At 55.0% G+C, this 19,468-nt stretch carries 21 protein-coding genes and 4 pseudogenes; 18 read left to right on the forward strand and 7 right to left on the reverse strand.

The annotated features are described in order from the left end of the window. The first annotated feature begins 66 nt into the window (after positions 1–66). From AB4N42_RS22335 to AB4N42_RS22390, 12 genes and pseudogenes are all read left to right on the forward strand, one after another. Positions 67–428, forward strand: a pseudogene (locus tag AB4N42_RS22335) (DUF6124 family protein). Positions 429–557: 129 nt separating this feature from the next. After that, positions 558–1,727 (forward strand): phage tail sheath protein, encoded by a 1,170-nt coding sequence (locus AB4N42_RS22340; RefSeq protein WP_460115380.1) that lies wholly within the window; start codon positions 558–560, stop codon positions 1,725–1,727. A 29-nt stretch (positions 1,728–1,756) separates the two neighbouring features. Next, on the forward strand, positions 1,757–2,272 hold the full coding sequence (locus AB4N42_RS22345; protein WP_460115381.1) for a phage major tail tube protein: 516 nt from the start codon (positions 1,757–1,759) through the stop codon (positions 2,270–2,272). A 25-nt stretch (positions 2,273–2,297) separates the two neighbouring features. Further along, complete coding sequence (locus AB4N42_RS22350; RefSeq protein WP_460115382.1) at positions 2,298–2,627, forward strand: phage tail assembly protein; 330 nt, start codon at positions 2,298–2,300, stop codon at positions 2,625–2,627. Positions 2,628–2,635: 8 nt separating this feature from the next. After that, positions 2,636–2,755, forward strand: coding sequence for a GpE family phage tail protein (locus AB4N42_RS22355; RefSeq protein WP_460115383.1), 120 nt, complete (start codon positions 2,636–2,638; stop codon positions 2,753–2,755). 643 nt (positions 2,756–3,398) lie between these two features. Beyond that, a pseudogene (locus tag AB4N42_RS22360) lies at positions 3,399–5,287 on the forward strand (phage tail tape measure protein). A gap of 6 nt (positions 5,288–5,293) precedes the next feature. Further along, complete coding sequence (locus AB4N42_RS22365; RefSeq protein WP_460115384.1) at positions 5,294–5,734, forward strand: phage tail protein; 441 nt, start codon at positions 5,294–5,296, stop codon at positions 5,732–5,734. Next, positions 5,731–7,001: pseudogene (locus AB4N42_RS22370) on the forward strand (phage late control D family protein). Before AB4N42_RS22365 ends, AB4N42_RS22370 begins: the two are co-directional and overlap by 4 nt. A 44-nt stretch (positions 7,002–7,045) precedes the next feature. Further along, positions 7,046–7,243: a Com family DNA-binding transcriptional regulator gene (locus tag AB4N42_RS22375; protein WP_460116413.1), complete on the forward strand. Its 198-nt coding sequence runs from the start codon at positions 7,046–7,048 to the stop codon at positions 7,241–7,243. Positions 7,244–7,355: 112 nt separating this feature from the next. Further along, complete coding sequence (locus AB4N42_RS22380; protein WP_460115385.1) at positions 7,356–7,646, forward strand: type II toxin-antitoxin system Phd/YefM family antitoxin; 291 nt, start codon at positions 7,356–7,358, stop codon at positions 7,644–7,646. 9 nt (positions 7,647–7,655) lie between these two features. Continuing rightward, positions 7,656–7,943, forward strand: a complete 288-nt coding sequence (locus AB4N42_RS22385) for a type II toxin-antitoxin system RelE family toxin (RefSeq protein WP_460115386.1) — start codon at positions 7,656–7,658, stop codon at positions 7,941–7,943. A gap of 111 nt (positions 7,944–8,054) precedes the next feature. Continuing rightward, entirely contained in the window at positions 8,055–8,912 is an 858-nt protein-coding gene (locus tag AB4N42_RS22390) for a DNA cytosine methyltransferase (RefSeq protein ID WP_460115387.1), read from the forward strand. Between the two features lie 197 nt (positions 8,913–9,109). Here AB4N42_RS22390 and AB4N42_RS22395 read toward each other — a convergent pair whose 3' ends face one another. The 5 genes from AB4N42_RS22395 to AB4N42_RS22415 all read right to left on the reverse strand — a co-directional run bounded on the left by AB4N42_RS22395 (position 9,110) and on the right by AB4N42_RS22415 (position 13,808). After that, complete coding sequence (locus tag AB4N42_RS22395; RefSeq protein WP_460115388.1) at positions 9,110–10,225, reverse strand: RelA/SpoT domain-containing protein; 1,116 nt, start codon at positions 10,223–10,225, stop codon at positions 9,110–9,112. A 345-nt stretch (positions 10,226–10,570) separates the two neighbouring features. Next, a complete protein-coding gene (locus AB4N42_RS22400; protein ID WP_460116414.1) occupies positions 10,571–10,675 on the reverse strand; it encodes an SEC-C metal-binding domain-containing protein in 105 nt (34 codons plus the stop codon). Then, positions 10,639–11,811 (reverse strand): hypothetical protein, encoded by a 1,173-nt coding sequence (locus AB4N42_RS22405; protein ID WP_460115389.1) that lies wholly within the window; start codon positions 11,809–11,811, stop codon positions 10,639–10,641. The genes AB4N42_RS22400 and AB4N42_RS22405 overlap by 37 nt, the downstream gene beginning before the upstream one ends. Before the next feature lie 298 nt (positions 11,812–12,109). Next, positions 12,110–13,390 (reverse strand): Y-family DNA polymerase, encoded by a 1,281-nt coding sequence (locus AB4N42_RS22410; protein WP_460115390.1) that lies wholly within the window; start codon positions 13,388–13,390, stop codon positions 12,110–12,112. Beyond that, positions 13,377–13,808: a LexA family protein gene (locus AB4N42_RS22415; RefSeq protein WP_460115391.1), complete on the reverse strand. Its 432-nt coding sequence runs from the start codon at positions 13,806–13,808 to the stop codon at positions 13,377–13,379. Before AB4N42_RS22415 ends, AB4N42_RS22410 begins: the two co-directional genes overlap by 14 nt. 97 nt (positions 13,809–13,905) lie before the next feature. Here AB4N42_RS22415 and AB4N42_RS22420 point away from each other — a divergent pair, with 97 nt between their 5' ends. After that, entirely contained in the window at positions 13,906–14,607 is a 702-nt protein-coding gene (locus tag AB4N42_RS22420) for an SOS response-associated peptidase family protein (protein WP_460115392.1), read from the forward strand. 354 nt (positions 14,608–14,961) lie between these two features. Further along, positions 14,962–15,621 carry an RES family NAD+ phosphorylase gene (locus AB4N42_RS22425; protein WP_460115393.1) on the forward strand — a complete coding sequence of 220 codons (660 nt, stop codon included), beginning with the start codon at positions 14,962–14,964 and terminating at the stop codon, positions 15,619–15,621. A 32-nt stretch (positions 15,622–15,653) separates the two neighbouring features. Here the strand turns inward: AB4N42_RS22425 and AB4N42_RS22430 are convergent, their stop codons facing one another. After that, positions 15,654–16,298: a hypothetical protein gene (locus AB4N42_RS22430; protein ID WP_460115394.1), complete on the reverse strand. Its 645-nt coding sequence runs from the start codon at positions 16,296–16,298 to the stop codon at positions 15,654–15,656. 631 nt (positions 16,299–16,929) lie between these two features. Between AB4N42_RS22430 and AB4N42_RS22435 the strand changes: the two genes are divergently transcribed. Then, positions 16,930–17,523 carry a hypothetical protein gene (locus AB4N42_RS22435; RefSeq protein ID WP_460115395.1) on the forward strand — a complete coding sequence of 198 codons (594 nt, stop codon included), beginning with the start codon at positions 16,930–16,932 and terminating at the stop codon, positions 17,521–17,523. Between the two features lie 715 nt (positions 17,524–18,238). Here the strand turns inward: AB4N42_RS22435 and AB4N42_RS22440 are convergent. Further along, positions 18,239–18,586 carry a helix-turn-helix domain-containing protein gene (locus tag AB4N42_RS22440; protein ID WP_460115396.1) on the reverse strand — a complete coding sequence of 116 codons (348 nt, stop codon included), beginning with the start codon at positions 18,584–18,586 and terminating at the stop codon, positions 18,239–18,241. 102 nt (positions 18,587–18,688) lie between these two features. Here AB4N42_RS22440 and AB4N42_RS22445 point away from each other — a divergent pair. The 3 genes and pseudogenes from AB4N42_RS22445 to AB4N42_RS22455 all read left to right on the forward strand — a co-directional run. Next, positions 18,689–18,880, forward strand: a pseudogene (locus tag AB4N42_RS22445) (DNA-binding protein); the annotation flags it as partial. A 40-nt stretch (positions 18,881–18,920) separates the two neighbouring features. Further along, a complete protein-coding gene (locus AB4N42_RS22450) occupies positions 18,921–19,211 on the forward strand; it encodes an Ogr/Delta-like zinc finger protein (RefSeq protein WP_460115397.1) in 291 nt (96 codons plus the stop codon). Then, the gene (locus tag AB4N42_RS22455) at positions 19,208–19,462 is read left to right on the forward strand and encodes a hypothetical protein (protein WP_460115398.1); all 255 of its coding nucleotides are present in this window, start codon (positions 19,208–19,210) and stop codon (positions 19,460–19,462) included. Before AB4N42_RS22450 ends, AB4N42_RS22455 begins: the two co-directional genes overlap by 4 nt. Positions 19,463–19,468: the final 6 nt, after the last annotated feature.

Genomic DNA, 19,468 nt, shown 5'->3' on the forward strand with positions numbered 1-19,468 from the left:
CAGCCGCCACCCTTTTTCGTTTAGCAGCGAAACAAGGCGGCTCCACTACCTCTTAGAGTATTAATTATGTTCAAGGTCACTCCCAATCCCCCGGACTCGGACCCTACCTCTTCGGGCTCAAGCCTCGATCCAGAACAACACCACGAAGCCGATGAGCGGGCGCTCAATTATTATTTGAAGCCGAAACGGGCCAAACCTAAGAAAAAGCCGTCCCCGGGTCAGCTCTTTACAGTCGTAGAGAGCGTCGACACCGAAAGCCTGCTCGCCAACCTCAGCGAAAACCTAGCCTCTGCCAACGCCATGATCAGCGACCTGGCCTTCGATCTTGAGGGTTCTCGCCTAAGCATATTGCTCTGGGGATTCAGCAGGTGATTGAGGTCAGCGAACTGCTGGCGAATCGGGCGCAGGATATCGCCGACCCGCGTTAGCAACGGGGCCGTGACCGAACGGGCTAACCGACGCTTGTAGCCCCCCTACCTACAAGGCCGTCGGCTCGCCCGATCGGTACAAGCGCGGCAGCCTGTGCAGTGTCATTTCAAACACTGCACAGGCACCCCATGACCGACTATCTGCATGGCGTGCGGGTCATCGAACTCAACGACGGCACCCGCCCCATTCGCTCCATTCCTACCGCTGTCATAGGCATGGTCTGCACGGCCGACGACGCCGATGCGGCCGCTTTCCCCTTCGACACCCCGGTCCTGCTCACCAACGTTCAAACCGCCATCGGCAAAGCCGGTGCCACGGGCACCCTGTCGTCCAGCCTACAGGCCATCGCCGACCAGACCCGGCCCTACACCATTGTCGTGCGCGTGAAGGAAGGCGCCACCGAAGAAGAGACCATCAGCGCCCTGATCGGTACCACCACCGCCGAAGGTAAATACACCGGCATGAAAGCCCTGCTCGCCGCCAAAGCCCGCGTCGGCATGGTGCCGCGCATCCTGGGTGTGCCAGGCCTCGACAGCTTGCCGGTGGCCACCGCCCTGGTATCCATCGCTCAGCAGTTGCGCGGCTTCGCCTACGTCAGCGCTTGGGGCTGCAAAACCAAGGAAGACGTGGTCGCTTACCGGGCCAATTTCGGTACCCGTGAAATGATCGTCATCTGGCCCGAATTCCAGAATTGGAACACCCTCACCAACGCCACCGTGACCGCCTCGGCGGTGGCCCGCGCCTTGGGTCTGCGCGCCAAGATCGATCAGGAAGTGGGCTGGCACAAAACCCTGTCCAACGTTCCGGTCAATGGCGTCACCGGCATCAGCGCCGACGTGTTCTGGGACCTGCAGAACCCGGCCACCGACGCCAACTACCTAAACAGCCACGAGGTCACCACGCTCATCAACGAGGGTGGCTTTCGCTTCTGGGGCAGTCGCACCACCAGCTCGGACCCCCTATTCGCTTTTGAGAATTACACCCGTACCGCGCAGATCCTCGCCGACACGATGGCCGAAGCGCATATGTGGGCGGTGGACAAACCGCTGCATGCATCCCTGGTGCGCGACCTCATCGAAGGGATCAACGCCAAGTTCCGCGAGATGATCGGCGCGGGCTATTTGATCGGCGGCAAATGCTGGTATCCGGACGATGCCAACGATAAGGACACCCTCAAGGCCGGCAAGCTGTTCCTGGACTACGACTACACGCCCGTGCCACCGCTGGAAGACCTCACATTGCGGCAGCGCATCACCGACCGCTACCTGATCGACTTCGCCAGCAAGATCAATAGCTGACCCCGCCCCTGCGCACCGGAGAACCCGACATGGCCATGCCTCGCAAACTCAAAAATCTCAACCTGTTCAACGACGCCAACAGCTACCTGGGCGTGGTCAAGTCCGTCACCCTGCCGCCGCTCGGCCGCAAGATGGAAGGCTATCGCGGCGGCGGCATGAACGGCCCGGTCAAGGCCGACCTCGGTTTCTCCGACGACGGTATCCAGTTGGTTTGGAAAACCGGTGGGCTGGACCTGATCGTTCTCAGGCAGTTCGGCGCAGTCAACGCCTCGGGCATCGCGTTGCGTTTTTCCGGCGCCTTTCAGCAGGACGACACCGAAGTCATCAGCGCGGTCGAGGTGGTGATGCGCGGACGTCACGAGACCATCGAGATGGGCGAAGCCCAGCCCGGTGAAGACACCGAACACAGCATCACCACCACCTGCACCTACTACCGATTGATTGTCGACAACGAAGACATCATCGAAATCGACCTGCTCAATTTCATCGAAATCGTCGGTGGCGTGGACCTGCTGGACAAGCAGCGCAAAGCCATCGGCATCTGACCTATCCCGCTATCTGGAGCCCGTAATGAACACACACGACAACCTCGAAACCCTGGCGCCCCAGGACGACAACACCGTGCACCTGGATACCCCAATCATCCGCGGCAAAACCATAATTGAGAGCATCACTTTACGAAAACCACAGTCCGGTGAACTGCGCGGTGTGCAACTGGTGGACCTGTTGAATATGGACGTCGCCACCCTGTTCAAGATCCTGCCGCGCATCAGCCAGCCCAGTATCACCGCCCCGGAAGCCGCCAACCTGGACCCGGCCGACTTGTTCACCTGCGGCGCCAAGATCGCCGGTTTTTTATTGCAGAAAGCGGCGAAACCCGATGCCTGCCTCGTTGCGTAGAAGACGCCATGGCCGACCTGGCTGTAGTTTTTCACTGGGCGCCGGCTGACATGGACACGCTGGATCTGCAAGAGCTGATGGAATGGCGCGAGCGCGCCCGTGTGCGGAGTAACACCGATGGCGAATGACTTGAAACTGCGTGTGCTGCTCGATGCCATCGACAAAGCCAGCGGCCCGCTGAAGGCCATCGACAAAAGCAGCACCGCCACCGCTCGCGCCTTGAAAGAAACCCGCGACCGACTTAAGGCGTTCAACGCGCAGCAGCACGATGTCAGTGCCTGGCGTGCTCAACGCGAAGCCGCATTGCGCACCGAACGGGCGCTCAATGCAGCGCGGGATAAGGTCAAAACACTTAGCCAGCAGTTCGCGGCCACCGGGGCGCCGACCCGTGCCATGACCCAGCATTTTCAGAAGGCTGTCCGGGCCGCTCAGGCGCTCAAGCAACAGCATCAAAAACAAAACGAACAGCTCCAGACACTGCGAAGCCGAATGTCCGCCGCCGGCATCAGCACCCAACACCTGGCCCGCGATGAACGTCATTTACGGCGCCAGATCGGCAGCACTACCGCCAGCCTCAGCGCCCAACAAAAACAACTCGCCGCGTTGACGGAACAACGCCGACGCTTCAACGCTGCGCAGAGCTCGATGGACAGCTCTCGACGCACCGCTGGCGAGCTGGCCGCCAAGGGGGCTGTCGCGACGGCGGGCGGTGGTTCGGTTTTGTATGCAGGGGCACGGTTGCTGTCGCCGGGCATCGACTTCGACGCCAGCATGAGCCAGGTGCAGGCCATCACTCGACTCGACGAGCAGGCCGACGCACTCAAAGCCTTGCGCGCCCAGGCGCGTCAGCTGGGCGGCGCCACCCAATTCACAGCGGGCCAGGCCGCTAATGCACAGGGCTACCTTGGCATGGCAGGTTTTGAGCCCCACGCCATCCAGACCGCGATGCCGGGCATGCTTAATCTCGCGGCAGCCGGTGGCACTGAACTGGCCCAAACCGCCGACATCGCTTCAAACATCCTTTCCGGGCTGGGGCTAACCGCCGATGAAATGGATCGTTTGGGCGACGTATTGGTGGGCACGTTCACCCGCTCCAATACCACTTTGCAGATGCTGGGTGACACCATGAAATACGCCGCGCCCATGGCGAAGACCTACGGCGTGGAACTGGAAGTGGCAGCGGCGATGGCCGGCAAACTCGGCGATGCGGGTTTGCAAGGCAGCATGGGCGGCACGGCGCTCAGCTCGATCATGAACCGCTTGGCCGCGCCGCCCAAGGTGCAGAGAAGGCTTTGAACCAGCTGAACATCACCACAGCCGACACCGCTGGAAATCTGCGCCCGCTGCCCGACTTGCTGAAGGAGATCCACGACAAAACCCGCGCCCTGGGCACTGCCGAAAAAGGTGGCCTGTTCAAAGCCATCGCGGGCGAAGAGGCGGTAAAGGGTATGGCCCAACTGGTCGAACAAGCCGGCACCGGGCAACTGCAAACACTCATCGCCAGCCTGCGCCAAAGCCGAGGCGAAGCCGCTCGTACGGCCAAGGTCATGGCGGACAATCTCAAGGGTGACCTAGTTACCCTCAGCAGTGCCTGGCAAGACCTGGGCATCGAACTGCAAGACCAGCAGAACGGCCCATTGAGGGAATTGGTGCAGTCCGTGACGACGCTTGTTCGAAGCATTAAAAGCTGGACCCAGGAGAATCCAAAGCTCGCGGCCGGGCTGGTGAAAGCCGTCGCTATCATGGCGGCGCTGGCTGTCGCGGCGGGTGGTTTGATGTTGGCCCTGGCAAGCGTGCTGCTGCCTTTCGCTGCGCTACGTTATTTCTTGGTTCTGCTGGGCTTTCGCTTGCCTGGGTTGATTGGCCTGCTGACAACCCTGGGCCGTACCGTGCTGCCCTTTCTTGCCAAAGGATTGTGGGTGGTCGGACGGGCTCTGATGCTCAACCCCATTGGCTTGACCATTACTGCCATCGCCGGCGCGGCTTACATGCTGTATCAGCACTGGGACGCGGTGACGGCCTACTTGCTTGGCGCTTGGGACGAGATCCGAAGCGGTTTTGATGGCGGGCTGGGCGGCATTTTGAGAGTGCTCGCAGACTTCAGTCCGGTTGGGCTGATCTACCAAGCTTTCGCCGCAGTGCTGAGGTATCTGGGCGTTGATCTACCCAATCGCTTTACCGCTTTTGGCGGGCTGATGATTGATGGCCTGGTTAACGGGTTGACCGCCGGTTTGGGCAAGCTCAAGGAAGTGGTCGATCGGCTTGGCACACGCACGATTGATGCCTTCAAGGAGACCCTTGGCATCCACAGCCCCTCGCGGGTGTTTGCCGAGCTGGGCGGCTTCACCATGGACGGTCTCGTCCAGGGCCTAACACGGCGCACCGACGATCCCGTGCGTGCCATGACGGTTTTAAGCCAACGGCTCATCGAGGCCGGCGGACGCTTGGGGTCCGTTGACGCCATGACGATTGATCATCGCGCACCGATCAGCCCTCGGCCCGCCCAGCACATCGACAGCCACGACACCTACGCCATTCACATTCACACAACGCCCGGCATGGACGCCAATGCGGTCGCCCGCACTGTGCGTGCCGAGCTGACACGGCATCAACACGAGCAAGCCGCTCGACGTCGCAGCCGCCTTGCGGACTTGGAGTAACCGACCATGATGCTTGCCTTAGGCATGTTCGTCTTCAGCCTTTCCACCGCGGCCTATCAGGCGCTGCAACGTCAAACCGAATGGCGCCACGCCAGCAATTCTCGCGTCGGCGCGGCGCCGGCCCGGCAGTTTGTCGGGCGCGGCGACGACACCATCACCCTACCCGGCATCATCCTGCCGGAGTTGGCCGGCAGCACCCTGAGCCTCGACGCCCTGCGCTTGATGGCAAACACCGGCAAGGCCTGGCCGATGGTTGAAGGCAGTGGTCGGATCTATGGCCTGTGGATAATCGAGAGCCTGAACGAAACCCAAACCCTGTTCTTCCGGGACGGCACGCCACGACGCATCGAATTCACGCTCAGCCTCAAGCGCATCGATGACGACCGCATCGACCTGCTCGGCGCAGCCACCCGCGTGGGCGTCAGCATCATGAGGGCGCTGCTGTGATCGACGCGGCGCTGTCCAAGGTCACCGGCTACCTCGAAGGCTTGGTCGAAGGCTATCGCCGCGATGCCGCTTACGCTGTCGCCGAGCATATCGCATCACTGTTGATGGCAAGGACATCGCCCAGTTGATCAGCCCGCGCCTGATGAACCTGGACCTGACCGACAATCGCGGCATCGAGGCCGATCAACTCAGCATCACACTGAGCGACCATGATGGGCAGCTGACTATTCCACCGAAGGGCGCGGTCATCCGCCTGTGGCTGGGCTGGAGTGATACCGGCCTGGCAGACAAGGGCAGCTACACGGTCGACGAAATCGAACACAGCGGCGCGCCGGACATACTGAGCATTCGCGCTCGCTCCGCAGACTTGCGCAAGGGTTTCAAAACCAAGCGCGAGCGCAGTTGGAGCAACACCACGCTCGGCGCCGTGCTCGGAGATATCGCATTGGGCAACGGCCTGACCGCTACCATTGCCGACACCTTGGCCGGGTTGCCCATCCTGCAGTTGGACCAGGCCAACGAATCTGACGCCAACCTGATCAGTCGTATCGGGGAAGAATTCGACGCAGTGGTCACCGTCAAGGCCGGTTGCTTACTGTGCCTACCGGCTGGCGGCGGCAAGACCGCCAGCGGCGCCGCCCTGCCGCACATCACCCTCACCCGCGCCGACGGCGACCAACATCGCTACCTGGAAGCCGATCGCGACAGCTATGACGGGGTGCGAGCATATTTCTACGACGTGAACAGCGCGAAGAAACAAGAGGCCATTGCTGGCGGTGGCGACTATCTCAAAGACCTGCGCCACACCTACAGCGACCGCCACTCAGGCCTGCGCGCCGCTCGTGCTGAATTCAATCGGTTACAGCGTGGTAGCGCGACGCTCAGCTACACCCTCGCCCGGGGGCGTCCAGACCTGATTCCCGAATTGACCTACACGTTGCAGGGTGTGAAGCCAGAGATCGACGCGATCATCTGGTACGGCGGCAACGTGCTGCACAGCCTCAATGCAGACAACGGTTACACGGTCGACCTGGTGCTGGAAAGCAAGCTGCCCGAGGACAGGGTTGAGGATCTGGCTGAAGAGAATAAAGGCGACTTTACCGGAGTGATTGCTCACTACCGCGACAGGAGGTCCGGGAAGGAAAAGACAGTGTCGGCCGGAGATCAGAGCAGGTCTAAGCGACTGCGGTGGTTGTACGCCACGGAGAAATCGGCCAAGCGAGCGATTGACAGGGAGTGGCGACGAATGCAAACAGAGACGCCATGACCCGGACACGGAAAAACGATTACGAACATCTCAAGGACGATGACATGCAGGACATACGTTGCGGCCTTTGCTGCCGCAAGCTGGCCTCCGCCAGCGGCTTCCAGGAACTACAAATCAAATGTCCGCGTTGCCGGACGCTTAACCACATCATCGGCTCGCCCCCTCGTCCCAGATGCGAGGGGAAAACAGAACCGAAAATATGTACCAGCGGTACAGAATTGCAACAACCGGCGGTTGTATAGCGCTGCGTATTGCGCAATACTTTGCATACGTAAGTACGTACGTAACACACACTATTAAACACATCCTAGTACGTGATCCATTTTATTGTGATATTTTGTTCGGAGAAAAATCATGGCAGCGTTGCTTGAACGAGCTGAACAAGCCGTATCGGTTACCGCGATGGTCAGGGGCTTTAGCGCGAAGCTCAAAGAAGTATCGAGCCGGGCTACTGACCGCTTGGTTGTGTTCAAAGACAATGAACCGGCGGCTGTCATCCTCAACGTAGAGGCCTATCAAGAAATGCTTGATGAGCTAGAAGACCTGCGGATTGAGGCGAATGCGCGTGACCGACTGGCTAATTTCGATCCACAGACGGCCATTTCTCACGCGGATATGCGTGCCAGATACGCCAAGAAAGACTAAGGATTTTCGATGGTTTGGGGAGTCACTTATCACCCGGATACCGAAGGCGATTTCGATCAGCTAGGATCCGCAGCGGCAAACAGGATTCTTGATGTCATCGAACAGCGGATCGCGAACGGTGAACCAGACAAAAGTGGCAAGCCCTTAAGCGGCAGCCTGGCAGGCTGCCGCCGAATTCGTACTGGCGATACCCGTATTGTCTATCGTGTTGATGGGAAAGCCGTTGTGGTCTTAATCGTTGCTGTCGGCGCTCGGCGTGACAGCGAAGTATACGACGCGGCCAAAAAGCGCATCTGAATCCGTAAGCCAGCATTTTTTATCGAACCGTTGTCCCAGAGGGCAACGTCTCTTCGAAGGCCCAGAGCCTCCCCCAGCGTGCCGCGAGCATCCAGAACACCGAGTTCATGAATGCAGCGACCCACTATTGGAAGCCTGTTCGCAGGCATAGGAGGCTTTGATGTCGGATTTGAAAACGCGGGCTACCGCAGCGCCTGGCAAGTTGAACTCAACCCCATCAACCGGGCTGTGCTTGCCGACCGATTTCCCCATGCACAGCAATTTGAAGACGTGCGCCAGTGCGGCGCCCACAACCTATCCCCCGTCGACGTGCTCACCGCCGGTTTCCCCTGCCAGGACATCAGCCTTGCAGGAAACCGAGAAGGCAACCACGCCTCCCGAGGATTACGGGGCGAGCGCAGCGGTCTGTTCTGGGAAGTCATACGTATCCTCAAAGAAATACAACCTGGCTGGGTGGTCCTTGAGAACGTCGTTAACCTGCTCGCTGTCAACGATAGCCAAGACTTTGAGACAGTCGTCCGGGCCCTTGCGGAGTGCGGGTATGTGGGATTTTGGCGAGTGCTTAATGCTCAATATTTCGGAGTCCCCCAGCAACGTCGTCGAATATTCCTGGTCGCCGGTTATCGACGAATGCCCCCCTTCGAGTTCCTGGCTGACGCCGCGTCAGTGGACGCAATACCTCCAGCGTCTCGCTCGATCCAGTGGCCTCGGCCCGCGGATGCCTGGGCTGCCAATACTCTATTGGCAAACAAAGCCGGTTCCCAGATCGCTATGGGCTGTACCACTTTCGTCGCTCACCCGAACGGATGGGATCAGATGGCTGAGCGGCAGCGAGCGGCTGAAGATGATGGGTTTTGCCTCGGACTGGATGCGGCCAACCTTGCGGAGGCTTTCAGTGCCGGAAACGCCGTTGTTACGCAGGTCGCGGAGTGGGTTGGGCGGGGGTTAAACAGAAGAGAAAGACGTTAACTAAATCGAAAGCCCATCATGATGGCTAATGCCACTGCGCCTGCTAAAGCAGGCGAACTCTGGGTCGCCCCTGAGGGCTTTAGCTTCAGCCCTTCCAAATCAAGTCCGCCACTCGAGCCTAATCTCAACGCGACCGTATCCAGGCATTATTACCACACCACCTACTACTATCGGCCAGATGAGTTCACAAGTAACTTTTATTTTTTAGGCTTTGGGGGGTTTAGTGATGGAATTACAAAATCCGCCTTCATCTCAAGCATTTCTTTTAGCTTTTCATTTTCAGCCAAAGAACCAACCGCGTTAAATGCTTCCATCGCTTGCTGCGCCGCCTGAACGTCGCGCGCACTCATTGCCAAAGTCGGGTTAAATATACTTAACGCGTCTATACCACTCAACAAATACTGGCTTGCCTTTAGTCTGTTCAAGTCCTTCTTCAACTCCTTCATTATAGCTTGAGTTTTATCATCTTGTTTTTTAAGGGCATCTAGCTCATCCAAGCGATCAGCTATGTCACCCATCAGCACATCTCGCTCACTTATCGCTTTCTCGCGTTCCAAGATCGCTGTGTTTTTCTCGTCCTCAGTTTTCTTCAGGAAGTGAGTTAGGCTCTTCACAAACGAGCCCATATCATCAGCACTACCCGCAAGCACGTTGAACAGATCCAGAAAGACCTTTATTTGCTCATTCTTCGAATGATCAGGATATTTCACCCTATGGTCTATTTCGCTCCAGCCCTCCTGAAAGATTGTCCGCACCTGTATCTCAGCTTTTAAAAGCTTCCTCTCAGGTTTGCTTTCAACAATATAATGAATTGATCTATAGCCGGCCTCATGAACTTTTGACTCACCACCCTGCTGCACGATAATGCTATTGGGATCATCTCCCTTCCTAACATATATTACAACACCCTCACACAACTCCCAGATCTCGCGTATCGAGGCATCAATCCCTACACATTCATCTTTAAACAGATGAAGCGCTCGAACCCCAATAAGATCTGTTATGACATCAAGATAGTTATCAACACTTATCGTTGCCCACTTATCCTTGACTGGAACATCCAGTTTTTTTCTAACAATTTTCTTTAGTAGATGATTCACATCCTTAATCCGCCAGCGGACAGAATGCACACCTTTAAATGTTCGGACTCTAGATGAAATTTGCTCAGCCGCGCTAGTTAGAGCAGGTCGCTGGTTAATGAAATCACTTGCGATCGATTTCAATTGTACCCAATCTGCTCCTGACCTCTGCCATTCATCGGTGCTTATATCTGATTCCCTCAGAAAATCTGTTAGCTCCATGTCAAATTCCATGAATGCAACCTTAATTTTGTTATGTTGTATTGATCTGTCAGCCCGCTCCCTGGCTATTTTCACCTGGAAATTCAAGCCCTGGAGCAGAGACTAGCATCACTTTGCAATCACGCTAGGCTCGATCCGCTTCGCTTCCGGTATTTTGTGATATTGCCGCCCGGAATACTTCGTTCCGCGTTGCCTGGTCCGCTGCGTAGCTACAACGGCATCATTCAACTGTTGCATGGCAGCTATCGCTTTAATCTTACGGTTCTTCACGGTCCAGCTCTACGGCTGATGGGCTCTCGGCAAAGCACGGCCATGCAGCAGCGCATCGCCGTACGCGAGAATTGGTTGCGACTCCTATCAACCGCAGCATTTCTTGTACTTTTTCTGGGACCCACAGGGACAGGGGGCATTTCTTCCATTTTTTTCTACAGCGGCGCTCGAAACAGGTACAAACTCATTGATAGTAAACTCGGTTTTGGTAAGTGCGGGGGAGCCAAAAAATTTAATCCTTTATTTAAGTCCTCATAATGTTCGCGCATCGCCGAAGTCCACGTTTCGCAAGGCATCAAGATGAAGTCCTCCGCTACCGTTCTAGAGTGCTTTGGGGGCTCCATACCGATACCAACAATTTTTGTGTAGTTGGGAAATTTATTTTTTGCTGAACCACAGGCAATTTCCAAAACCGTCCGCCGTATCTCTCGCACGTCGGAATTTAGCTCCATTTGCTTTGTAAGTTGCAACTGTAAAAACAAAAAAGCTGTAGTAGTTGTATAGGAGGGAAGCAGATTGACTTTGCGGGTTGCCTTATCAGTGCAAGGAAATTCGTCGATAGCCTTAAAGATTTTCTCTGCTATCACTCTACGCATGAATCTTGGTTCTTTCACCATTTCAAAAATCGCGCTCGGCCCGCGAAACAAATCAGCATTGCCGCCACCTGTGCCGTCGAGAGAGTGCTGACAGGTCCTTTGTATCAATTCATCCCAAACATAAGAAACTTGATTAGCCTGCTTTGTATTCCGGTACGTTTGAGATCCTACAAAATTTTTCCAATCGCCCTGATCAATCATTACCGCATTTATTTTGCCATCTAAAGTTCCAATGAAGTGCTCGTTAGTTGTCACGTCGATGTTTTGATAATAGTTCGCAAGCAGGTCTTCTTCGCCGCAATAGCTTAGTAGCTGGAAGCGTGATATTGCGTCCAGCTTCTTAACTAAGTAGTTGCCTAGGTCAGTAACGGTGTCTAGCTCACCTAAAACTATAGATAAGTTATGACTATCCAAGACATGTACAGGATCACTTCTGTCCAGCACTAAAAAAAATGGATGCTCAGCTTCTTGAACAGCAGCATTGTCTAGGTTCGTATAAGCCACTGCAAGACTGCCATATATATTATTGGGAGAGGCATCGAGGCAAGCTTCTTTTGCACCGTGAGCCACGATAATTTTATGGAAAATAGCCGTTTTAACATTTATCGGCAGCGGAAACGGCAAGGTCTTTTTTCCATCCAGATATAGCATTCTTCCGGATTTCAAATAGCGTTCAGCGCCGTGCGCGGTTGCAATCTGTTTATCAATGACATTTTTTTCCACCGTCTCCATAGTACAAGCGGATCTTTATCGTTCGCGACGGGTAGCTCGCTACGCCTATCAAAAAAAATAAAAACATGATCTCCAAACACCGCTATTGAATCGCAGAACTCTTTCCCATCATCTTTATAAGGATTTGTGTACGTCCACAGTTTCAAAAATGACTTCTGACAAAATTGCGTAAGTACGCGTTCAGACTCAGTTACACCGCCCTTTGGCAACTTGCTCATTTTCATTCCCTTATGTGAACCGTCGAGCCTAGAATGGATCAGAACTCATTCAGTTTCACTATATATTTCAAGGGCGTTTTCTAGTTAGATTTGACGGTCCAGAGCTGGTCGAGCCTAGTGGTAAAACTCTGACTCATCATTTCCCGTCTCATTCCCCAATCTGGACTGGACGGCACGCTACCAGTCCGCAACGTCCCACGCCCCCAGCGCTGATTGATCTCATCCAAAACCCCCATCACTCTTTCAGCTGTCAACGGTTGGGACTGGCCGAACAAGTCGTCCGTAAATTCACCAGGCTGGCGCAGATCCATCAGCAGGATCTCAGCTTTGCTGTATTTGAAACCCGGCCTGAACAGACGATCCACCGCCTCGATCGCCGCCTTCGTCAACAACCGCACATCGTTGGTGGGGTAAGGCAGCTCAACCAGAGCCCCGTTCGCGTATTTCGCCTCTTCTGGGTTGAACATACCGGTGCGTATGCTGACGCGGATCTTTTTGCACAACGAGTTCTGCGCTCGCAGCTTTTCCGCCGCCCGGTGGACGTAGGTAGCCACCGCCTCCTTGATCGGCTCTATAGTCGTCAGGCGCTTGCCGAACATGCGGCTACTGCAGATCTCCTGCTTCGGCGGATCGGCCTCGGAAAGCTCCAGGCACGAAGTGCCGGCCAGCTCGCGGGCGGTCTTCTCGATCACCACGCTAAATTTCTGCCGGAGCATCCATGGATCGGCTTTCGCCAGGTCCATCGCCGTCTTGATGCCCAGGCCTCCAAGGTGGACCTTCATCCGACGGCCTACGCCCCACACTTCGCTCACGTCAGTATTACGCAGCACCCAGTCACGCTTGACCTGATCGCAGATATCCACGACGCCACCGGTGTGGGCCTGAAGGCGTTTGGCGGTGTGGTTGGCGAGCTTGGCCAGGGTCTTTGTGGGAGCGATGCCGACGCCCACCGGAATGCCGGTGCACTTGTGGACCGCTGCGCGGATGGTGCGGCCAAACGCGGTCAGGTCCCCGCGAATACCCGTGAGGTCGGCAAAGGCCTCGTCGATGCTGTACACCTCAACGGCGGGCACCATGGATTCAATGATCGTCATCACGCGTTCGCTCATGTCGCCGTAAAGCGCGTAATTGCTGCTGAAGACCTGGACGCCGTTGCGACGCAGTACATCCTTTATCTGGAAGTACGGCGCACCCATTTTCACGAAAGGCTTGGCGTCGTAGCTGCGCGCAATGACGCAGCCATCGTTGTTGCTCAACACGACGATGGGAGTCTTCGCCAGGTCCGGCCGGAAGACGCGCTCACAACTGGCGTAGAAGCTGTTGCAGTCGATCAGCGCAAAGACTTGTTCACGGTTTGCCATGGTCGCGCACGCTATAGGTCACCACACCCCAGATAATCAGCTCGTCGCCCTCCATCACGTAGCGCGGCGGGTACTTGCTGTTTGCCGAAAGCAGGATGATTGTGTTGTCACGCATGTGCAGGCGCTTGCAGATGGGTTCGGAGTTGAGCCCAGCGATAACGATGTCGCCGTGCTCAGCAGTCAGGCTCCGATTGACGACGACCAGGTCGCCGCAAAATATCCCGGCGCCTTGCATGCTCTCGCCCTCGATCTTGGCTAAGTAGACGTGCGGGGCACGGATCTCGAACAGCTCATCCAGGGAGATGTGTTTTTCGATGTGGTCGGCTGTCGGCGAAGGAAAACCTGCAGGAATCTGGAACGAATACAGCGGGAGCTTTTCGCCCCCTTCCAACAGCGGGCCAAGGATCGTGACACTCATGACGCAAACTCAACGTAAGTTACTGTATGTGCATACAGTAAACTCAGCGTTGTACAAATGGTCAATTGCTGTGTAGGAAATTTCGACGGGTGACAGCATGTGCGGACGCTATTCGATTTACGAGCCGATGGACCACTACCTGCGGGAGCTGGCCCCGCAGCAACTGGTCATTAACGGGTACGACCTTTGGGCTATCGATCGGTACAACGTAGCGCCTACGACTCGCGTCGAGGTCATCCGGCCAGCGGAAGGCGGATTGAGCGTTGATAAGGTGCGATGGGGATGGTCGCCGTTCTGGGCGAAGGGCAAAAGGCCCGACCCGATCAACGCCCGGGTGGAGACGGTCACCACCGGGAAGTTCTTCAAGCAGCTTTGGCCGAATGGGCGAGCTATCGCGCCAGCCAATGGTTGGTTTGAATGGGTCAAGGATCCGGCCGATCCGAAGAAGAAGAAGCAGCCCTACTTCATCCGTCTGAAAAGCCAGGCTCCTATGTTCTTCGGCGCGCTGGCCCAGGTGACGCCCGGACTGGAGCCGAACGACCAGGACGGGTACGTCATCGTCACGGCAGCCAGCGATCAGGGGATGGTTGATATCCATGATCGGCGTCCGCTGGTACTTGCGCCTTCAATGGCGCGGGAATGGCTCGATCCGGAGCTGGACGCGGCCAGGGCTGAAGAGATCGCGAAGACCGCGTGTCGACCGACTGAGGACTTTGAGTGGTTTCGGGTTGGTAGGGATGTAGGGAATGTTAGAAATCAGGGGCCGCTACTTATCCTTCCGCTTGACGAGCTCACGTGACCAATGCGCGGAAGAACCAGTTCGCAGACAACAAGACCTTTAAGTAAACGCGCCCTTAAGTCTGCCGCTAAAGGCCACTCAACTGGCTTTTCATAAACAAATGCTTATAAATAGCAGCCAACCGCTATTTTCCTTTTGATACAACTACTCAACCGTCCCCCCATCTGAATCCTTATTCCACGATAAGAAAAAATTGTAAAAAGAAGTGGTTTTTTGCCCAGAAGTCAGTTGTAATAAATATGCAGGCATTGTGCCTGCAACATGGCGCCATCGCATTGACGATGGTCAATTGAATCGCAAATGGGAAGAAAACCATGAGCAAGTTCTTAAATTTTCATAGGAGTGTAAAATACGGTGAGCGGGGAAAAAAACAAAAACTCAGATGTTGAAGCTATTCAGTCTGTAATTGCGGAGCATCCGGAAGTAATTGTAGAAATTGCAACGGATACACAGCTTAGCCGCATTCAGCCTACCCGGCATAAGAACCCTCTTTACTACAACGAAAACTCGATTAGTAGATTCGGGGATTTGCATAAAGAAATTGGGGTTTGTTACGTGGCGGGCAGTAGTGAGGTTGCTATTGCCGAAACGTTTCAACACGGGGCCGACGGTCCAGACTCTCCGGTCTTGCTTACAGAGATCCAGGAGAGATCGTTACATCAGCTCAAAGCGGCTCGACCGCTGAGGGTGATCGATGTAGCACGTGCTGCGGCTTTTGGGGGTCATAAGCTAAGACATCTCGTCGAGGCTAAAGGCCAAGGTAGTGAAGGGTATCTGTTACCCCAAACGTTGAGCGCTGCGATTATGAGGGATAAAGGAAACTTCGACGGACTCCTTTATATCTCAACTGTGTTCCCGGCTGCTGCTTCGATGGAAGGATGCAATCTCGCCCTTTTCGGCGGGAGAGAAACGCAACTGATAGCTGAAAGCTCTAAACCTCTGCTAGAGGTCGAGCTTGATAGCGGTAAAACGGCAGTTGAGTTCCTTGTGGAACTCAAGGTGTCGGTAGAGTGAAAAGGCTGGACTTCCCCCAAGGAAGTCCAGTTCTATTTCCCCATCTCCAACCGATTTTTGAAGTCCCGGACGATGATTTTCAATGCTGCTTCATTATCTAAAAATTTATAACGTGGCTGGACATTTTTACTTTCGCCCGGGTTCGAAAAATCCATCGACTTAGCTAAAAAACCAATCAAAACATTTATCTTGGCTTCATCCGCCGGATCAATAGCTAGCTCTTTTATGAGGGTGACCGTGCCCCCCCCCACCTTGTTATTCTCGAACTGAAAGTCAGGAAAGTATTTCCGCCTGTTGTTGGTATAAGCAATCACCTGCCCTGCTTTAGCCTTCTTGCTAAGGGCCTGTTTCGAAATTCCAAGTATTTGGCACACGTCGCCAGCATCAAGCAAATCATACGTCGACTTAACTGCTTCGAACGCATTAGCTTTAAGCTGAGCGATTGCTATTTCGTTACGGGCTTTAAGGCTTAACGCCTTGTCCGTCGCTTTAGCCTTGCTGGTTTTCGCAATTACCAGAGCCAAAGCTCTGTCATCGTCCTCAAGCCTCGCAGCTTGGATAAGCTCGGATTTGGACTTTTTATCCATCCGAGCTATGAATTTCTCCAAAAGCAAAGCTCTAGCCTCGTCAGAGGACTCGACCCTGCCTTTGGCTCTCTCAACCGTTGCTGTGTTCATCGTAAGGTCTCCTCGCGTAGCTCATAGGGAGCCAATACGTAAAGGCTACGCCCTTCCCGCCAACAATGTCAACCTGCCAACCTGTCCACTCGTCAACCAAGCCAGACGCATTGCGTTGTGCTGACCGCGCCTACTCGGCCGAAACTCGGCGCCCAAGGAAAAACTCCCGAGGAAAGCACTTTTCCCCCTCCCGCCAGCGGGCTATGCATCGATTTTTTATGCAAAGAAAATTTGTTTGTAAACCGCACATCGCCCAAGCCAACCATGTGCCTTGTCTGGGTGAGGTAGGTTTCATTCAGTGCAATAACATGAAAGGTTCTGAAGCCCAACTCTCGCGACTGGGAAGCAACTGATATGAACGGCTCTCATCGAGAACCGCCATTTTTAGCGTCCCATGGAGATAAAAAGGTCAACCGCAGAGCTTTTTTTGGGGTCGCTCTTCGCTGGCTAACACGGCGGGGCTTGCCGAAAAAGCTCAGAGCCAATCCGACCAAAGCCTAGGGTTATGGAGCCGAACCGGTTCGTACCGTTTCCAAAATCATCACCGGCCCACCCAGTTGCGGCTATCGTAATCGAAAGGCTGAACGCTTGAATCGCTGAAAGGCGGCTTAATTCATCAACCGGAGGGGCCATGGAAGCCTTCTTGACATCGGATATAAGCAAAGTTGCGCTGGGCGGTGCCATCGCGATCAGCGGACAGCTCATGGTTTTTTTGCTCGGCTGGGCGAAAGAGCACCTGGTGACCCGGCGGAAAAGAGAACTGGAAGCTCAACACTTGGGCATGCGGGTCGTGTTAGCACTTGAAAAGCTGGTTGGCGACGCCTATTCGGCTGTTAACGACCAAACTTATACCGACGAAACCGGCCGGATCCAGGATGCAGTAGTAAATCCAGATTTTTCCCTGCCTCAGGATGGCGACTACCGAGCGTTCCCGACGACGCTGATGTATGACGTTATGTCTATGCCGAGTCGAATGGACGCGGTCCGGGGGGGCCTGTCGGACATGCGCAACTTCGCGTCGCCTCCCGATTATTTTGAATATTATCTGTACCGTCAGGAGTCATTATCCAAGCTTGCACTGAAAGCACTGGAGCTAATCGAGTCGCTATGCAAAAGATACCGCATCCCACCCCCTGAACGTGCTGAACACTACGAGCCCAAGCAGGTATTCCTCCGTGAGCTTGGAAGGACTGACCGCGCATGGAAGGGGGAGCCACAGGAATAAGTGCGGCGAAGCGAGGGTAGACAGTTGTCCTGGACAGCATGGGTCATCCCGCTTTTTTCCGTCCAAACTCCGTCCAATTTAGGCAGGCTATTAGTCTGCATATATACACAGACGGACGCCACAGCCCCTTATTTTATTGTGCTAATCCAGTAGACAGGGAGCTTGAGGTCGGGCTCATAATCCTTTGGTCCACAGTTCAAGTCCGTGTGGGCCCGCCATCTTGAAAGCCGCGCGGTGCGCGGTTTTTTCGTGTGACTACCAAAACGGCCTCTATAGCGATGTCCGTCTTGGAAAAGCACGGTGATTTTGAAAGGCACCAGGATGCCGCATAGCCGCAGGTAGAGAGTCTCTGTCTAGCTGAGATCCTCTACCTTGCCAGCTTCAACCACAACAAACTCGTCAGTTTTATAGATAAAATTCTTTCTCAGGCCCTGTGATCATTGATGATCATGGAGCGCACGCAAGCGTCCTCGCAACATGCCTTATATAACCCCGATCTGTGTCAGATACCTCCCTGTACCATGTAAGAAGATTCCACTCATCTTGTGTCAGCTCAGAATTTTCGCGGTCGCTTTTTTCGACGCCAGTGTTCTTTTTCTCATCCTGATCCAACATGCCAACTACTCCATTAAGTGCATTGCGTGCGCAACGTTACTTAGGCGTGTGGGAAATCAAAATCGAAAATGATCGTAACGAATCGCTTAAATACGACTAGTTATTTCTCGACGCTCGGAGCACCGGGGGCGCCAGCCATCGCGCTGATGATGCGATGCACAGCTTTTTGGTCATAATCGGACAACGTTCTGAACCGGTGTAGCAGCGCTTCTTCGGCCTCGTTCAAGCCCTCAAGCGCACGTTGCGTCCGCCTTCCAGTCAAGACATACGGCACATCGACACCGGCCTTGAGCACCGCTGTGAGGTAGACAGAATCAGGGTTTCGCTCGCCTTTTTCATAACTTCCCTGGGTATTGCGGGTGACCCCGCCCAGTTGCGCGAAAGCCTCCTGATTCAGCCCAAGCCGCGTCCTTTCTTCGCGCAAGCGTTCGCCCACGCCGACGTCCATGTCATTTTCAGATGCACAACTTTTCAAACTTTCACCCTTTACAGGCACAGATTATTGGGCATAATTGCGCCAAATCAACACGGATGCCCACGAATGGACACTATGCCCGCCCCCCTCACACCCGAGCAAGCCCGAGCAGTGCTTGATCGAAAAGGTATCAGTATCGCGGAGTTTTCTCGCCAGAACGCGCTGAACAGCAACTTGGTTAGCGATCTGCTGAATGGGCGTAAAAAAGGACGCCGCGGCGAGGCTCATAGGGCTGCGGTGTTATTGGGAATCAAGGTCGGCATTGTGCCGGCAAACATTTCATCAGCCCTAGCGCAAGGACGCCGCCGTGAGCACTTACAAATTGGTCTGCCCCCATTGCCAGTCAAAGATGCGCGTACGCACCAGTGAGGGCACTCACGTTTTTCTTCGCATTGCTTATCTGCAATGTACTCACGAGGCTTGCGGATGGTCGGTTCGCGCCGAGTTTGAAATGACCCACGAGATGAGCCCGAGCGGGATGGCCAACCCATCGGTGAAGTTGCCTTTGGCAGATGTCGCGCTACGTCGTGAGGCGATGACGTCCAATGCCGCCCAACTCGACTTATTACCCTCACTCAAGGATGGAGCGGACGAATGAGCGATACCCACACTATTTCGCATGATTACCGCAGCAGTATGCAGCAAGCCGCCCTCGCCTATCTGACACGGCACCAAGCGGAACATCTGGTCGACGGCGATCAACTATTCAAGAACTGTGTTCATCACCTGACCGTCGCGCTTGAAGTGCCACCCGGCATCGCTACGAACCTTGTGCAGTTAGCTTGGACAGAGCAATACGCTGCATTTGGTCCTAGCGTCTCCAGCGCCAACTACCCCACCGAGCGTTAACCCTAG

The organism is Pseudomonas sp. H2_D02 (assembly GCF_054677635.1).

Excerpts from the sequence above, each read along its gene's own strand:
- AB4N42_RS22350 (WP_460115382.1), top strand. The coding sequence starts at position 2,298 with ATGAACACACACGACAACCTCGAAACCCTGGCGCCCCAGGACGACAAC.
- AB4N42_RS22415 (WP_460115391.1), bottom strand. The coding sequence starts at position 13,808 with ATGAGTGTCACGATCCTTGGCCCGCTGTTGGAAGGGGGCGAAAAGCTC.
- AB4N42_RS22455 (WP_460115398.1), top strand. The coding sequence starts at position 19,208 with ATGAGCGATACCCACACTATTTCGCATGATTACCGCAGCAGTATGCAG.
- AB4N42_RS22395 (WP_460115388.1), bottom strand. The coding sequence starts at position 10,225 with ATGGAATTTGACATGGAGCTAACAGATTTTCTGAGGGAATCAGATATA.
- AB4N42_RS22345 (WP_460115381.1), top strand. The coding sequence starts at position 1,757 with ATGGCCATGCCTCGCAAACTCAAAAATCTCAACCTGTTCAACGACGCC.
- AB4N42_RS22430 (WP_460115394.1), bottom strand. The coding sequence starts at position 16,298 with ATGAACACAGCAACGGTTGAGAGAGCCAAAGGCAGGGTCGAGTCCTCT.
- AB4N42_RS22405 (WP_460115389.1), bottom strand. The coding sequence starts at position 11,811 with ATGGAGACGGTGGAAAAAAATGTCATTGATAAACAGATTGCAACCGCG.
- AB4N42_RS22435 (WP_460115395.1), top strand. The coding sequence starts at position 16,930 with ATGGAAGCCTTCTTGACATCGGATATAAGCAAAGTTGCGCTGGGCGGT.
- AB4N42_RS22440 (WP_460115396.1), bottom strand. The coding sequence starts at position 18,586 with ATGGACGTCGGCGTGGGCGAACGCTTGCGCGAAGAAAGGACGCGGCTT.
- AB4N42_RS22365 (WP_460115384.1), top strand. The coding sequence starts at position 5,294 with ATGATGCTTGCCTTAGGCATGTTCGTCTTCAGCCTTTCCACCGCGGCC.
- AB4N42_RS22385 (WP_460115386.1), top strand. The coding sequence starts at position 7,656 with ATGGTTTGGGGAGTCACTTATCACCCGGATACCGAAGGCGATTTCGAT.
- AB4N42_RS22390 (WP_460115387.1), top strand. The coding sequence starts at position 8,055 with ATGCAGCGACCCACTATTGGAAGCCTGTTCGCAGGCATAGGAGGCTTT.
- AB4N42_RS22380 (WP_460115385.1), top strand. The coding sequence starts at position 7,356 with ATGGCAGCGTTGCTTGAACGAGCTGAACAAGCCGTATCGGTTACCGCG.
- AB4N42_RS22355 (WP_460115383.1), top strand. The coding sequence starts at position 2,636 with ATGGCCGACCTGGCTGTAGTTTTTCACTGGGCGCCGGCTGACATGGAC.
- AB4N42_RS22420 (WP_460115392.1), top strand. The coding sequence starts at position 13,906 with ATGTGCGGACGCTATTCGATTTACGAGCCGATGGACCACTACCTGCGG.
- AB4N42_RS22340 (WP_460115380.1), top strand. The coding sequence starts at position 558 with ATGACCGACTATCTGCATGGCGTGCGGGTCATCGAACTCAACGACGGC.
- AB4N42_RS22375 (WP_460116413.1), top strand. The coding sequence starts at position 7,046 with ATGCAGGACATACGTTGCGGCCTTTGCTGCCGCAAGCTGGCCTCCGCC.
- AB4N42_RS22410 (WP_460115390.1), bottom strand. The coding sequence starts at position 13,390 with ATGGCAAACCGTGAACAAGTCTTTGCGCTGATCGACTGCAACAGCTTC.